The sequence below is a fragment of the Anoxybacillus sp. TBDG-1 genome (genome assembly GCF_054815885.1).
Map to the genome: position 1 here is coordinate 14,485 of NZ_JBTZSY010000019.1, position 13,187 is coordinate 27,671.

The window sequence follows — 13,187 nt, forward strand, 5'->3', positions numbered from 1 at the left end:
AAAATAACCCATTTACTACCGTTCATTTGTTTGAAACATAAACGTCCTTCGTCCCGCTCTCAGCTTGTTTGCTCAAGATGTAACTCGAGCGGTACGCTGTTGCTTCTCAAAGAAGCTTATTCACTCGTGCTCTACCGACTGAGCTACCGAGCCATATAAGTAACTATTCCAATAAAAATGGCGGTTCCGACGGGATTCGAACCCGCGATCTCCTGCGTGACAGGCAGGCATGTTAACCCCTACACCACGGAACCGCATTTCAAAAGACACTTATTATTCTACTATATAAGTAACAATAAAACAATAGTTTTTTAAAAAATACGTCGATGATTTGCTCATCGACGTATTTTTTATGCATACACATTGCGGACAACATTCGTTTGAGAACGGTCTGGTCCAACCGAGAAAATGGAAAGCGGAATACCTGTTAATTGCGAAATGCGTTCAGCGTAACGGCGTGCGTTCGTTGGGAGCTCATCTAAGCTTTTTACGCCCGTAATATTTTCTGTCCACCCTGGCAATTCTTCATATACAGGTTCACATTCCGCCAACACTTTTAAGCTCGCAGGGAACTCCTCGATGATTTGTCCTTTGTAACGGTAAGCAACACAAATTTTTAACGTTTCAATACCTGTTAACACGTCAATCGAGTTTAATGATAAATCTGTAATACCACTGACGCGACGCGCATGACGAACAACAACGCTATCAAACCAACCGACACGGCGTGGACGTCCGGTTGTCGTTCCGTATTCACGACCTACTTCGCGAATACGATCACCAATTTCATTGTTTAACTCCGTTGGAAACGGACCGTCGCCAACACGTGTTGTATATGCTTTCGCTACACCAACGACATGTTTAATTTTTGTCGGACCAACACCAGCCCCAATCGTAACCCCACCAGCCACAGGATTTGACGACGTAACAAACGGATACGTGCCTTGGTCGATATCTAACATGACACCTTGGGCACCTTCAAATAAAACACGGCGTCCTTCATCAAGTGCATCGTTTAATACGACAGATGTATCACAAACATATTGTGCAATTTGCTGTCCATACTCGTAATATTCATCAAGAATGTGTTCTAACTTAAACCCTTCCACACCGTACACTTTTTCGAGAAGTACATTTTTCTCTGCGAGGTTGCGAGCTAATTTTTCTTCAAATACTTCTCGATCAAGCAAATCCGCGATTCGGATACCGACACGTGCTGCTTTGTCCATATAAGCAGGGCCAATTCCTTTTTTTGTCGTTCCAATTTTATTAGCCCCTTTTCTTTCTTCTTCTACTTCATCTAGCTTTAAATGATAAGGCAAAATGACGTGCGCACGGTTGCTAATGCGTAAATTTTCCGTACTTACGCCACGCTCGTGTAAGTAAGCTAATTCTTGCACGAGCGCTTTCGGATCAACAACCATTCCATTTCCAATGACACAAATTTTATCTTTATAAAAAATGCCAGAAGGGATTAAATGTAATTTATACTTTTCGCCGTTAAATACAATCGTATGTCCGGCGTTATTTCCACCTTGATATCGTGCAATGACTTCTGCATGTTGTGATAAAAAATCTGTAATTTTTCCTTTTCCCTCATCGCCCCATTGTGTTCCAACAACAACAACTGAAGACATAGCGAGCACCTCCGCTTCATCAATTCCAAACATAGTAAGTGTACCAAATCAACTATGAAAAATCAATAAAAAACCGAACGTTTATGTGTTTATCATTCATTTTTATTCGTATAAATTACGCTCCCGACGGAACGTTTGCATCATCGAAGCGGCGCTCTAAGTTGACAAACTTGTTATACTCTTTTACAAAAGCAAGTTGTACTGTGCCAACAGGACCGTTCCGTTGTTTTGCAATAATAATTTCAATGATATTTTTGTTTTCTGATTCTTTATCGTAATAATCATCACGATATAAAAAAGCAACAATATCCGCGTCTTGTTCAATACTCCCCGATTCGCGTAAGTCAGACATCATCGGACGTTTATCTTGACGTTGCTCGACACTACGAGAAAGCTGAGATAAAGCAATGACCGGAACATCTAATTCACGAGCTAACGCTTTTAGCGAGCGGGAAATTTCTGATACTTCTTGTTGACGATTTTCACGATTGCGCCCACTTCCTTGAATGAGCTGCAAGTAATCGATCAATATCATGCCAAGTCCTTGTTCTTGTTTTAGGCGACGACATTTGGCACGAATTTCACTAACACGAATGTTCGGTGTATCGTCAATAAAAATACCGGCATTTGACAGACTTCCCATCGCCATCGTTAACTTTCCCCAATCTTCTGGCGTCAGTTTACCGGTTCGTAAGTTTTGGGCGTTAATGTTTCCTTCTGCGCAAAGCATACGCATGACGAGTTGTTGCGCTCCCATTTCTAGGCTAAAAATCGCCACGTTCTCACCCGTGCGCGTCGCCACATTTTGAGCAATATTTAATGCAAACGCCGTTTTTCCAACAGACGGACGAGCGGCAACAATAATAAAATCACTTCGTTGAAATCCTGCTGTCATCCGATCAAGTTCAATAAACCCTGTTGGAATTCCAGTAATTTCACCTTTCCGATTATGGAGCATTTCGATGTTGTCATATGCTTGAACAAGCACATCTTTTATATTTTGAAATCCGCTCGTATTTTTCCGTTGAGATACTTCTAAAATTTTCCTCTCTGCTTCATTTAACACATCTTCTACTTCATCTTCACGCGTATAGCCGTCTTGAGCAATAGATGTAGCGGTACGAATTAAACGGCGCAAAATGGATTTTTCTTCTACAATTTTTGCATAATAATGCACATTGGCCGCTGTTGGAACGGCATTTGCGAGCTCCGTTAAATATGAAACGCCTCCTATTTCTTCGAGTGCGTTTGCATCTGCCAATTCCGATGTAACCGTCACGAGATCAACGGGCTCACCACGATCGGATAGTTGCAACATCGTCCGAAAAATTTTTTGATGGGCAGCTCGGTAAAAATCTTCGGGAATTAATATTTCTGAAGCAGTTGTAAGCGCGGATGGCTCTAATAAAATCGCTCCGAGCACAGCTTGTTCAGCTTCAATATTTTGCGGGGGGAGTCGATCAGCAAATACGTCGTTCATGTACGATCACCATCCTTTCTCATAAGAAAAATGTGATTATATGCACGGAAAATATCCGGCATAAAATCACATTTCATTACTTTTGCTCCTGTACATGTACTTTTAATGTCGCAGTCACTTCTGGATGAAGCTTAATTGGTACATTTGTATAGCCAAGCGCTCGAATCGCATCATCTAGTTCAATTTTACGTTTATCAATCTTAATGTCATGTTGTTGCTGAAGCGCCTCTGCAATTTGCTTGCTTGTAATCGAGCCGAATAAACGACCTCCTTCACCAGCTTTTGCAAATAATTCGACTGTCAACGTATCAATTTTTTCTTTTAATTGCTTTGCACGAGCTAATTCTTCTTCAGCTTCTTTCTTTTGTTTATTTTTTTGCGCTTCTAATGCTTTTAAGTTGGCTGGCGTTGCTTCAATAGCAAGCCCTTGTTTAAATAAAAAGTTTTGTGCATAACCATCCGCAACGTTTTTCACTTCTCCCTTTTTCCCTTTTCCTTTCACATCTTTTAAGAAAATGACTTTCATGTTTTTGTACCTCCCTCAACATATTCTCGAATCGCTGCTTTCAACCGCTTCTCTGCTTGGTCAATTGTTACATTAGCAAGCTGAGTGGCCGCATTCGTTAAATGACCGCCACCATCAAGCTTTTCCATAATTAACTGCACGTTTACATCTCCTAATGACCGCGCGCTAATTCCAATCGTTTGATCGTTTCGTTTTGAAATGACAAACGAAGCAACAACACCGTGTAAAGATAGTAGCGTATCCGCTGCTTGAGCAATTAATACAGGATCATATGTTTCATTGGCACTTCCTTTCGCAATGGCGAAACCATGCTCATCAATGACAGCGTTCTCAATTATTTTAGCACGTTTAACGTAATGCTCAATATTTTCTTTTAACAGTTTTTGGACAAGCGTCGTATCTGCTCCTTGGGCACGTAAATATGAAGCGGCATCAAACGTTCTTGACCCTGTGCGTAATGTGAAACTTTTCGTATCAACAACAATACCAGCTAATAAAGCTGTTGCCTCGAGCATAGACAATTTCAAACGCTTTGGTTGATATTCTAACAATTCCGTCACTAACTCTGACGTAGATGATGCATATGGCTCCATATAAACGAGAATCGGGTCTTGAATAAACTCTTCTCCGCGACGATGATGATCGATCACTACCACCCGATCTAATCGCAACAATAACCGTTCTTCAATAACGAGCGAAGGTTTATGCGTATCTACGATAACAAGTAACGTATCTTCTGTCGCCAACTCTAATGCTTGCTCAGGGGAAATAAATCGTGACCACAATTCCGTCTGTTTTTTCACTTCCTCAATCAATCGCTGTACACCAGAGTCAATACGATTTGTATCAATTACAATAAACGCTTCTTTTTGATTTATTTGAGCCACTTTTAAAATACCGATAGCAGAACCAATAGCATCCATATCTGGATATTTATGACCCATAATAAACACTTGCTCACTTTCTAAAATGAGCTCTTTTAACGCATGCGAGATGACGCGAGCACGAACCCTTGTCCGCTTTTCCATCGGATTTGTTTTTCCGCCATAAAATTTTACTTTCCCGTTCGGTTGTTTAATCGCTACTTGGTCACCACCGCGTCCAAGTGCTAAATCTAGACTAGACTGCGCTAATACCCCAAGTTCTGGTAAAGATGGAGAGTTTGTTCCTATTCCGATACTTAACGTTAGTGGCACGTGATTTTTCGCCGTCTGTTCACGTACTTCATCTAGTATAGAAAATTTATTTTTTTCTAGTTGCTGTAAAATATATTCGTTTAACACAGCGATAAAACGATCTGACGACGTACGCTTTAAAAATAAACCGTATTCACTCGCCCATCGATTTAAAATCGATGTCACTTGACTGTTGAGTTGGCTTTTCGTTTGGTCATCCATTCCTTGCGTCACATCGTCGTAGTTGTCGAGAAAAATAACACCTAATACAATTTTTTCTTGCTCGTATTTTTTCTTTAGCTCTGCTTGTTCGGTAATATCAAAAAAGTAAAGCAACCGCTCTTCTCGGCGAATGATTACTTTAAACGTTCGATCATGTAATGTCATGACTTCTTCTGGCGCTTCTGTTTTCATTAACGGAACGAGTTGTTCAGCAACATCATATAACGATTGCCCAACTAACGTATCCACCCCAAAACAAGAAGATAAAAAAGAGTTTGTCCACTCAATTTCTAACTCCTCATTAATGAGCATAATACCAATTGGCATCCCCATTAACGCTTCTTCTCCAACTTTTTTAATTCGGTAAGAGAGAGTGGAAATATAGTCTTCAATTTCTTCTTTTGCAACTTTATACGATCGAAAGACGTGAAACAACGTAGGGCCAAGGAGCACAGCAGCAACTACCCCAATCATCCATTGAAAGTACGTAACGATGACAAGCAATGCAAATGTAATACCGATCAAAACGTACAAGGGATAGCGATGCCTCTGCTTTTCATACAAACTGGACATGAACGTCAGCTCCTTGTGTCATTAATCTTTTAACCTCTTTCGCAAATCAAATCCTAAATCAATTATACCTAATATTCGCACGAGGTGAAGTAAAAAAGGGAAAAATAGCGATAGAACGACAATGGCAATAGCGCCTTTACGCCCCATTTTTTTATGGTGCATCCAATAAAAAATGAACGAAAATCCTTGAATGGTCATAAGTAGCTGTAAAATTTGAAATACATTGATCAACGCAATGTAAAAAAATGAACCGTGCTCGATTGGGAAAAATAACAAAATCATAACCGCTAAATAGTACCATAACAAACTTTTCGGTAAAACAAGTTCACGAAATGGTTGCCAGTCCCCAATCGGCATATTTAATCGTTTTAAAATAGGCAAGGCAGCCTGTTGGGTAATCCAAGCAAAACATGCGGCCGCGAAGACGAATGCAGTCGGTAATAAATCGATGACAATATCCATCGTTTGTTTCATCGCTTGTTCAAATTGTTCATTTGTTTGCCCGAGTTTCTCTAATATGTTTTGTGCAGCTTGAAACGATTGTTGCATCATTTCTTCAATTTGTTTGCCAATATGAATGTCGAAAAATAAGACAGAACTCGCATAAATGATGATCATGCTCACTAAAAAAGAAAGAGTACCAACAAGCAAAACAGTATATTTTCCACCTTGCTTTCGCCACACATGTCCCATCACAACTCCGCTACTTGCAAACATAAATGTCATCGGAACAGAGAAAAGTGAGCCGAACCAAATGGATGGAATAAATGATGTAGCAAGCAAAAATAAGCCGCTTTTATACGTATGGCGCATCGTAAATAAAAGAAACGGAATTGCTAAAAAAAATGTTGTAACCATTCCAAACACTGGCATATATAAACTCAATAACAGAAGCACAGTAAAAATAGCGAGTTGTACCGCTCCTTCCGTTAATACACGCGCGTTTCTCACTTTTTTCCCTCCTTGAAAACAAAAAGCAGTAAGGCTTCGTCCCCCTTACTGCTTTTTCTTTTTATTCGCCCGCAACGTATGGTAATAAAGCCATTTGACGAGCACGTTTAATCGCAATTGTTAATTTGCGTTGATATTTTGCACTCGTACCTGTTACGCGACGAGGTAAAATTTTACCACGCTCAGAAATAAATTTCTTTAATGTGTCCACATCTTTGTAGTCAATATGTGTAATTCCGTTTGCTGTAAAGTAGCAAACTTTACGACGTTTTGTACGTCCACCTTTGCGCCCTGCCATTGTATATCCTCCTTTCTCCAAATGAATATATATTAAAACGGCAAATCATCGTCCGATATGTCGATTGGTTGTCCATCGTTCGCAAATGGATCATCATCAATTCGACTAAATCCACTACTACGTCCTTGGTTCGGGTTCTGATTTGATCCAAATGGAAACGGCTCGCCATAGCTGCCTGATGCCATGCCACGTTGCTCACCGCCACCTCGCGGCTCTAAAAACTGCACACTATCGGCGACAACCTCTGTTACGTACACTCGTTTTCCTTCTTGGTTTTCGTATGATCTCGTTTGAATTCGACCTTCTACTCCAGCTAAACTACCCTTTTTTAAGTAGTTTGCCACATTTTCAGCTTGTCGGCGCCAAACGATACAGTTAATAAAATCTGCTTCACGTTCACCTTGTTGATTCGTATACGTTCGATTCACCGCTAACGTAAACGTGGCAACAGCAACTCCATTTGGAGTATAGCGTAATTCCGGATCTTTCGTCAGTCTTCCGACGAGAATTACGCGATTAATCATCAGAACCACTCCTATTCATGAGGAAATTATTCTTCTTCCTTCACGACGATATGACGAATAATGTCTTCGCTGATGCGTGCTAAACGGTCAAATTCTTGCACTGCCGCTGGCTTCGCAACAACGTTTAAAATCATGTAGTAACCGTCACGGAATTTTTCAATTTCATAAGCGAGACGACGCTTACCCCATTCCTTCACGTTCGTAATTTCCGCGCCATTTTCAGTTAACACGTTGTTAAAACGCTCAACAACTGCTTTTCTCGCTTCTTCTTCCATGTTTGGACGGATAATGTACATAATTTCGTACTTTCTCATCACAGTCACCTCCTTTTGGTCTACACGGCTCTTTACAGAGCAAGGAGCAATATATCATTACTCACATTTGATGATTATATCACGAACATCGTTCATATGCAATATTAGACGTTAAAACGGAAATGAATAATATCGCCATCTTGCACTTCATAATCTTTTCCTTCTAATCGCACTTTTCCTGCTTCACGGGCAGCTGCCATCGATCCTGCCCCAACTAAATCGTCATATGATACGGTTTCTGCACGAATAAATCCTCGTTCAAAATCAGAGTGAATAATGCCTGCGCATTGCGGTGCCTTCATTCCTTTACGGAACGTCCATGCCCGCACTTCTTGCTCACCCGCTGTAAAATATGTTGCTAGTCCAAGCAAGCTATATGATGCACGAATAAGTTGGTCTAAACCCGATTGTTCGATGCCAAGCTCTTGTAAAAACATTTCTTTTTCTTCATCGTCTAACTCTGCCATCTCCGCCTCCACTTTGGCACAAACGACGATGACTTCTGCATTATCTTCTTTGGCAAATGCTTTTACTTTTTGGACGTACTCGTTGTTGTTTGGATCAGCTAAATCTTCTTCGCCAACGTTAGCAACATATAGCATCGGCTTGATCGTTAATAAATGTAATTGCTTTACTACTTTCATTTCCTCTTCCGTAAATAAAAGCGTTCTAGCCGGTTTTCCTGCTTCGAATGTTTCTTTTAAGCGACTTAAAATGTCGTATTCGAATACCGCTTCTTTATCTTTTTGTTTAGCCATTTTTCCAACGCGATCTATCCGCTTATCTACCGTTTCTAAATCAGCAAAAATAAGCTCTAAGTTTATTGTTTCAATGTCTGCAATCGGATCTACTTTCCCCGCCACATGCGTAATATTTTCGTCAGCAAAACAACGCACAACTTGACAAATGGCATCAACCTGGCGGATGTGAGATAAAAACTTATTTCCTAACCCTTCACCTTTACTTGCACCTTTCACAATCCCTGCGATATCTGTAAACTCAAATACTGTAGGAACCGTACGTTTCGGATTAAATAATTTTGTCAACGTTTTTAGTCGATCATCCGGCACTTCCACAATCCCAACGTTTGGTTCAATTGTACAAAACGGATAGTTTGCAGACTCAGCGCCCGCTTTTGTAATCGCATTAAACAACGTTGATTTTCCGACGTTTGGAAGACCAACAATTCCTGCTGTTAAACCCATAATGAAACTCCTCTCTTCGTCTATTCCTCGTGCTTTACGAGCACTTTTTTCATTTTTTTCTCAAATTCTTTTCGTGGCAACAAAACGCTATGACCACATCCTTCACATTTGATCCGAATATCCATACCCATTCGGATGATTTTCCAACGATTTGTACCACAAGGATGTTCTTTCTTCATTTCAACGATATCATACATGCCATACTCTTTATTCAATATAGCACACTCCCTTTCTTTGTTTAAGCACGTTCTGCTTGTTGTTCACGATTATAAAGAACTAAACGAGGGAATGGAATTTCAATTCCACGCTCGTCCAAACGAAGCTTAATTTCTTTTCGCAAGGCGCGAGCAATATGCCAATGGCGCATCGGCTTCGTCTCACACGTAATACGCATGACGACTTCAGACGGCCCTAAATTTTGTACCCCTAACAATTCCGGCGGACTGACAATGTCTTCATATTTACTTGGCATTTCTTCTAAAACTTCACGAATGGCAGCTTCCGCCTTCTCTAAATCGCCTTCATAGGCAATACTTACATCAACGACCGCTACACTATTATTCAAAGAAAAGTTCGTCACTTGTGTAATCGTTCCATTCGGTAAAATGTGCACTTCACCCGTAAAGCTTTTCAGTTTCGTTGTACGCAAACCGATTTCTTCTACATGTCCTTCGAATGTCCCGATACGTACATAATCCCCAACCGCAAACTGATCTTCGAGGATAATAAAAAATCCTGTAATAATATCGCGAACAAGATTTTGCGCCCCAAATCCAACTGCTAATCCGACGATCCCAGCTCCTGCCAAAATGGCGCGAATATCGACGCCTACAGCGTCTAAAATCATCATAAACGTAATAAAGTAAATGGTATACGTCGCCATATTGTTCAGCAATCGCATTAACGTTGCTTCTCTTCGTTCTGATAACCGAATCGGCGCTTTTTGTCGAACAGCAAAAAACTTCGTAATCGCCAACTTGACAACTTTTAATAAAATCGATGCCAATAAAATAATCGTTACGATTTTAAACAAACTAGCACCTATTGTAACGAGCCAGTCACCTTCTACCATTTGTTCAACCATGCGGTTATATATTTTTTTTATTTTCTCCATTCAAGCCACCTCTATCATAGCAAATTACCTATACAAGCCTCTCCTTTTACGCATAAGTTATTGTAACAGTATTTTGTTTACATTTGTAGCACGCGAACTTTCTGTATAGATAAATGTATATATATTCACATTTTTCCGTATACTGTTACCACGCTATATAATCGGAGGAGGGAACGGATATATGCAAAACAAATTTTTTTACGACGAACCAAATGCAACATCCCAACTTGCATCATCACTTTTATATTTACTTCCAACTTCCAACCATATCCCAATCGTCATCGTTTGTATCGGCACGGATCGTTCAACTGGTGATTCGCTCGGTCCACTTGTCGGTACAATACTTGAACAAAGAGGATTATTGCCGTTTTATGTATATGGAACGTTAAAAGACCCGATTCATGCTGTTAATTTAGAAGATAAACTCCAAGACATTCACCAACAACATAAACATGCATTTATCATTGCTGTCGATGCTTGTCTTGGTCGCGCGAAAAACATCGGGATGGTTACAGTTGAAAAAGGTCCATTAAAACCGGGAGCCGCTGTCAATAAAAATCTCCCTTCTGTTGGTAATGCCCACATTACTGGCATTGTCAATGTGAGCGGATTTATGGAATTTTTCGTGCTACAAAACACTCGGCTTCATTTAGTAATGAATATGGCTGAAACGATTGCAACAGGCATTTATGAAGCCGGAATGCAGTTGAAAAAACAACAACGGTTTGCATCGTTGAAAGTAAATGAACTGAAGTATAAACTATCCGAATAACGTATGCATAAAAGCAACGATCAACGCATTTACTAAAATGCTTGGTAATAAGTTCGCTACACGAACAGATGTAAGACTTAACATGTTCAATCCAATCGCAACAATTAAAATTCCGCCTGTCGCGGTCGATTCAGCAATAAATGCCTCAAGGGCGCTTGGTGGAATGAACCGATCGATTTGCGTAGCCATTAAGGCGATGGATCCTTGATAAACAACAACAGGAATAGCCGAAAAAATAACGCCGATGCCAAACGTAGCGGTTAAGATGATGCTCGCAAAACCGTCTAAAATCGATTTTGTATATAGTACGAGATGATCGCCTCTTAACCCGCTATGTAGCGCACCGACAATGGCCATTGAACCGACGACAAACAGAAGCGTGGCACTCACAAATCCTTTAGAAATCGCCCCTTCTGCGCCATATCCTACTCTTCTTTCTACCCATTTTCCTAGCCTTTCAAGCTTTTCTTCAATACCCCATATTTCCCCTAATGCTCCACCAACAACTAAACTAATGATAACAACTAGAAACTGATCGCTTTCTAACCCCATCTTTACACCGAGAACGACAACGGAAAGCCCAATCCCGTTCATCACCGTCGATTTTATGCGCTCCGGAATATGTCGAAATACGGCACCTAACAAAGCGCCAACAATAATACATATTCCGTTAACAATCGTACCGAGTAAAGCCAACGTGTGTCACATCCTATTCATCCTTCAATAGATTCATCGTATGCATTTAGCAATTGCAAAATACGTGTCAAATCTTCTTCTGAGAAAAATTCAATTTCAATTTTTCCTTTTTTTCGATGTTTTTTTATGGAGACGGACGTTCCTAACCGTTCACGTAATAACGCCTCACTTTGCGTTAAAAATATATTTTTCTCTTCTTTCTTTTTCGATGTTTCACGTGGAACATGTTCGTTCAGTTGTTGAATAAGCGCCTCAAGTTGGCGAACATTAAGCGATTCACGAATCACGCGTTGAATGACAACTGAAAGCTTTTGTTTGTTTTTTAATGCTAATAACGCCCGACCATGCCCCATTGATAACATACCTTCTTCAATCATTTGTTGCACATCACTTGGAAGTGAAAGAAGGCGAAGATGGTTAGCAATATGGGGACGACTCTTTCCTAATCTTTTCGCTAGTTCTTCTTGTGTTAATTTGCATCGTGTAAGCAATAATTGATATGCTGTCGCTTCCTCAATGGGATTTAAATCTTCACGCTGTAAATTTTCAAGCAATGCAATCTCCATCATTTTTTCATCCGAAAGTTCACGCACAACGGCTGGGACAGTTTTCAATCCCGCTAATTGTGCTGCTCGAAAGCGACGTTCACCTACGACAATTTCATAACCTTTGATCGTCTGACGAACAATGAGCGGTTGAACGATTCCGTGTTCTATAATGGATTGCTTTAATTCTTCTAACGCTTGTTCATGAAACGTTTTGCGAGGTTGATATGGATTAGGACGAAGTTGTTGAATATCGATTTCTTGAACCGTTTCCCCTTTTTCTGCTTCCAAATTCGTAAAAAGGGCGTGAATGCCTTTCCCGAGCCCTTTAGCCATTCGCGATCACCTCTTTCGCAAAGTCTGCGTATACTTCCGCTCCCCGCGATTTCGCATCGTACAAAATAATCGGCTTTCCGTGACTTGGTGCCTCACTTAATCGAACGTTGCGTGGTATAATCGTTTCATATACTTTTTCACGAAAATACTTTTTCACTTCTTGAATAACTTGAATTCCCAGATTTGTACGCGCATCAAACATCGTGAGCAATACACCCTCGATGCGTAAATTCGAATTTAAATGTTTTTGCACGAGACGAATTGTATTTAATAGTTGACTCAATCCTTCCAATGCGTAATATTCACATTGCACAGGAATTAATACTGTATCTGCTGAAGTTAAAGCATTAATCGTTAACAATCCGAGGGAAGGTGGACAGTCGATAATAATAAAATCATACACATCTTTGATCGGGCTTAACGCTTTTTGTAAGCGCACTTCCCTTGAAACGATCGGAACAAGTTCAATTTCGGCACCCGCTAACTGAATAGTAGCAGGAATAATATGCAATCGCTCAATATTTGTCGGGCGAATCACTTGACGTACGTCTACTTCCTCAACTAATAAGTCATATGCGCATTGTTCAATTTCATGTTTTTCTACACCAATGCCACTTGTCGCATTTCCTTGCGGGTCGATATCGACCAGTAACGTTTTCTTTCCCATATGGGCTAAACATGCCGATAAGTTTACGGCTGTTGTCGTTTTGCCAACACCGCCTTTTTGGTTGGCAATCGCAATAATTTTCCCCACAATGCTCCCCATCCTTTACCTATAATACTTTTATTGTATCACGAATTTTTCAATATTTTCATATA

General features: G+C 40.3%; 15 protein-coding genes and 1 tRNA gene. 1 reads left to right on the forward strand and 15 read right to left on the reverse strand.

Annotation, left to right across the window (positions count from 1 at the left end):
- Positions 1 to 178 precede the first annotated feature (178 nt).
- The 12 genes from ACYQY7_RS07460 to ACYQY7_RS07515 form a co-directional block, all read right to left on the reverse strand.
- Positions 179 to 254, reverse strand: a tRNA-Asp gene (locus tag ACYQY7_RS07460).
- A 96-nt stretch (positions 255 to 350) separates the two neighbouring features.
- A complete protein-coding gene (locus ACYQY7_RS07465; protein WP_461201449.1) occupies positions 351 to 1,637 on the reverse strand; it encodes an adenylosuccinate synthase in 1,287 nt (428 codons plus the stop codon).
- A gap of 115 nt (positions 1,638 to 1,752) precedes the next feature.
- Positions 1,753 to 3,117: a replicative DNA helicase gene (gene dnaB, locus ACYQY7_RS07470; protein ID WP_461201450.1), complete on the reverse strand. Its 1,365-nt coding sequence runs from the start codon at positions 3,115 to 3,117 to the stop codon at positions 1,753 to 1,755.
- Between the two features lie 76 nt (positions 3,118 to 3,193).
- Complete coding sequence (gene rplI, locus ACYQY7_RS07475) at positions 3,194 to 3,643, reverse strand: 50S ribosomal protein L9 (protein ID WP_055440862.1); 450 nt, start codon at positions 3,641 to 3,643, stop codon at positions 3,194 to 3,196.
- Entirely contained in the window at positions 3,640 to 5,613 is a 1,974-nt protein-coding gene (locus tag ACYQY7_RS07480; protein WP_461201451.1) for a DHH family phosphoesterase, read from the reverse strand. Before ACYQY7_RS07480 ends, rplI begins: the two co-directional genes overlap by 4 nt.
- A 21-nt stretch (positions 5,614 to 5,634) precedes the next feature.
- Positions 5,635 to 6,564, reverse strand: a complete 930-nt coding sequence (locus tag ACYQY7_RS07485; protein WP_461201452.1) for a YybS family protein — start codon at positions 6,562 to 6,564, stop codon at positions 5,635 to 5,637.
- Positions 6,565 to 6,625: 61 nt separating this feature from the next.
- Positions 6,626 to 6,862, reverse strand: a complete 237-nt coding sequence (rpsR, locus tag ACYQY7_RS07490) for a 30S ribosomal protein S18 (protein ID WP_003397568.1) — start codon at positions 6,860 to 6,862, stop codon at positions 6,626 to 6,628.
- A gap of 32 nt (positions 6,863 to 6,894) precedes the next feature.
- A complete protein-coding gene (ssb, locus tag ACYQY7_RS07495; RefSeq protein WP_429632735.1) occupies positions 6,895 to 7,386 on the reverse strand; it encodes a single-stranded DNA-binding protein in 492 nt (163 codons plus the stop codon).
- A gap of 26 nt (positions 7,387 to 7,412) precedes the next feature.
- Positions 7,413 to 7,700: a 30S ribosomal protein S6 gene (gene rpsF / locus ACYQY7_RS07500; protein ID WP_009361077.1), complete on the reverse strand. Its 288-nt coding sequence runs from the start codon at positions 7,698 to 7,700 to the stop codon at positions 7,413 to 7,415.
- A gap of 104 nt (positions 7,701 to 7,804) precedes the next feature.
- On the reverse strand, positions 7,805 to 8,905 hold the full coding sequence (gene ychF, locus ACYQY7_RS07505) for a redox-regulated ATPase YchF (protein ID WP_461201453.1): 1,101 nt from the start codon (positions 8,903 to 8,905) through the stop codon (positions 7,805 to 7,807).
- Positions 8,906 to 8,925: 20 nt separating this feature from the next.
- Positions 8,926 to 9,102, reverse strand: coding sequence for a DUF951 domain-containing protein (locus ACYQY7_RS07510; RefSeq protein ID WP_461201470.1), 177 nt, complete (start codon positions 9,100 to 9,102; stop codon positions 8,926 to 8,928).
- Between the two features lie 41 nt (positions 9,103 to 9,143).
- On the reverse strand, positions 9,144 to 10,019 hold the full coding sequence (locus ACYQY7_RS07515) for a mechanosensitive ion channel family protein (protein WP_461201454.1): 876 nt from the start codon (positions 10,017 to 10,019) through the stop codon (positions 9,144 to 9,146).
- Between the two features lie 181 nt (positions 10,020 to 10,200).
- On the opposite strand from ACYQY7_RS07515, the gene yyaC reads away from it, so the two are divergent.
- Complete coding sequence (gene yyaC, locus ACYQY7_RS07520) at positions 10,201 to 10,791, forward strand: spore protease YyaC (RefSeq protein WP_461201455.1); 591 nt, start codon at positions 10,201 to 10,203, stop codon at positions 10,789 to 10,791.
- On the opposite strand, the gene ACYQY7_RS07525 is transcribed toward yyaC, so the two are convergent.
- From ACYQY7_RS07525 to ACYQY7_RS07535, 3 genes are read right to left on the reverse strand one after another with little or no spacing between them, the layout of a single operon-like run.
- Positions 10,780 to 11,487: a DUF554 domain-containing protein gene (locus tag ACYQY7_RS07525; protein ID WP_461201456.1), complete on the reverse strand. Its 708-nt coding sequence runs from the start codon at positions 11,485 to 11,487 to the stop codon at positions 10,780 to 10,782. The genes yyaC and ACYQY7_RS07525 overlap by 12 nt on opposite strands.
- A gap of 17 nt (positions 11,488 to 11,504) precedes the next feature.
- A complete protein-coding gene (locus ACYQY7_RS07530) occupies positions 11,505 to 12,368 on the reverse strand; it encodes a ParB/RepB/Spo0J family partition protein (protein WP_461201457.1) in 864 nt (287 codons plus the stop codon).
- On the reverse strand, positions 12,361 to 13,122 hold the full coding sequence (locus ACYQY7_RS07535; protein ID WP_055440870.1) for a ParA family protein: 762 nt from the start codon (positions 13,120 to 13,122) through the stop codon (positions 12,361 to 12,363). Before ACYQY7_RS07535 ends, ACYQY7_RS07530 begins: the two co-directional genes overlap by 8 nt.
- Positions 13,123 to 13,187: the final 65 nt, after the last annotated feature.

What these genes read in the sequence shown, in the direction of transcription:
- rpsF (WP_009361077.1), bottom strand. Translation starts at nt 7,700, where the DNA reads ATGAGAAAGTACGAAATTATGTACATTATCCGTCCAAACATGGAAGAA.
- ACYQY7_RS07465 (WP_461201449.1), bottom strand. Translation starts at nt 1,637, where the DNA reads ATGTCTTCAGTTGTTGTTGTTGGAACACAATGGGGCGATGAGGGAAAA.
- ACYQY7_RS07515 (WP_461201454.1), bottom strand. Translation starts at nt 10,019, where the DNA reads ATGGAGAAAATAAAAAAAATATATAACCGCATGGTTGAACAAATGGTA.
- rpsR (WP_003397568.1), bottom strand. Translation starts at nt 6,862, where the DNA reads ATGGCAGGGCGCAAAGGTGGACGTACAAAACGTCGTAAAGTTTGCTAC.
- ACYQY7_RS07480 (WP_461201451.1), bottom strand. Translation starts at nt 5,613, where the DNA reads ATGTCCAGTTTGTATGAAAAGCAGAGGCATCGCTATCCCTTGTACGTT.
- dnaB (WP_461201450.1), bottom strand. Translation starts at nt 3,117, where the DNA reads ATGAACGACGTATTTGCTGATCGACTCCCCCCGCAAAATATTGAAGCT.
- rplI (WP_055440862.1), bottom strand. Translation starts at nt 3,643, where the DNA reads ATGAAAGTCATTTTCTTAAAAGATGTGAAAGGAAAAGGGAAAAAGGGA.
- yyaC (WP_461201455.1), top strand. Translation starts at nt 10,201, where the DNA reads ATGCAAAACAAATTTTTTTACGACGAACCAAATGCAACATCCCAACTT.
- ssb (WP_429632735.1), bottom strand. Translation starts at nt 7,386, where the DNA reads ATGATTAATCGCGTAATTCTCGTCGGAAGACTGACGAAAGATCCGGAA.
- ACYQY7_RS07510 (WP_461201470.1), bottom strand. Translation starts at nt 9,102, where the DNA reads ATGTATGATATCGTTGAAATGAAGAAAGAACATCCTTGTGGTACAAAT.
- ACYQY7_RS07530 (WP_461201457.1), bottom strand. Translation starts at nt 12,368, where the DNA reads ATGGCTAAAGGGCTCGGGAAAGGCATTCACGCCCTTTTTACGAATTTG.
- ychF (WP_461201453.1), bottom strand. Translation starts at nt 8,905, where the DNA reads ATGGGTTTAACAGCAGGAATTGTTGGTCTTCCAAACGTCGGAAAATCA.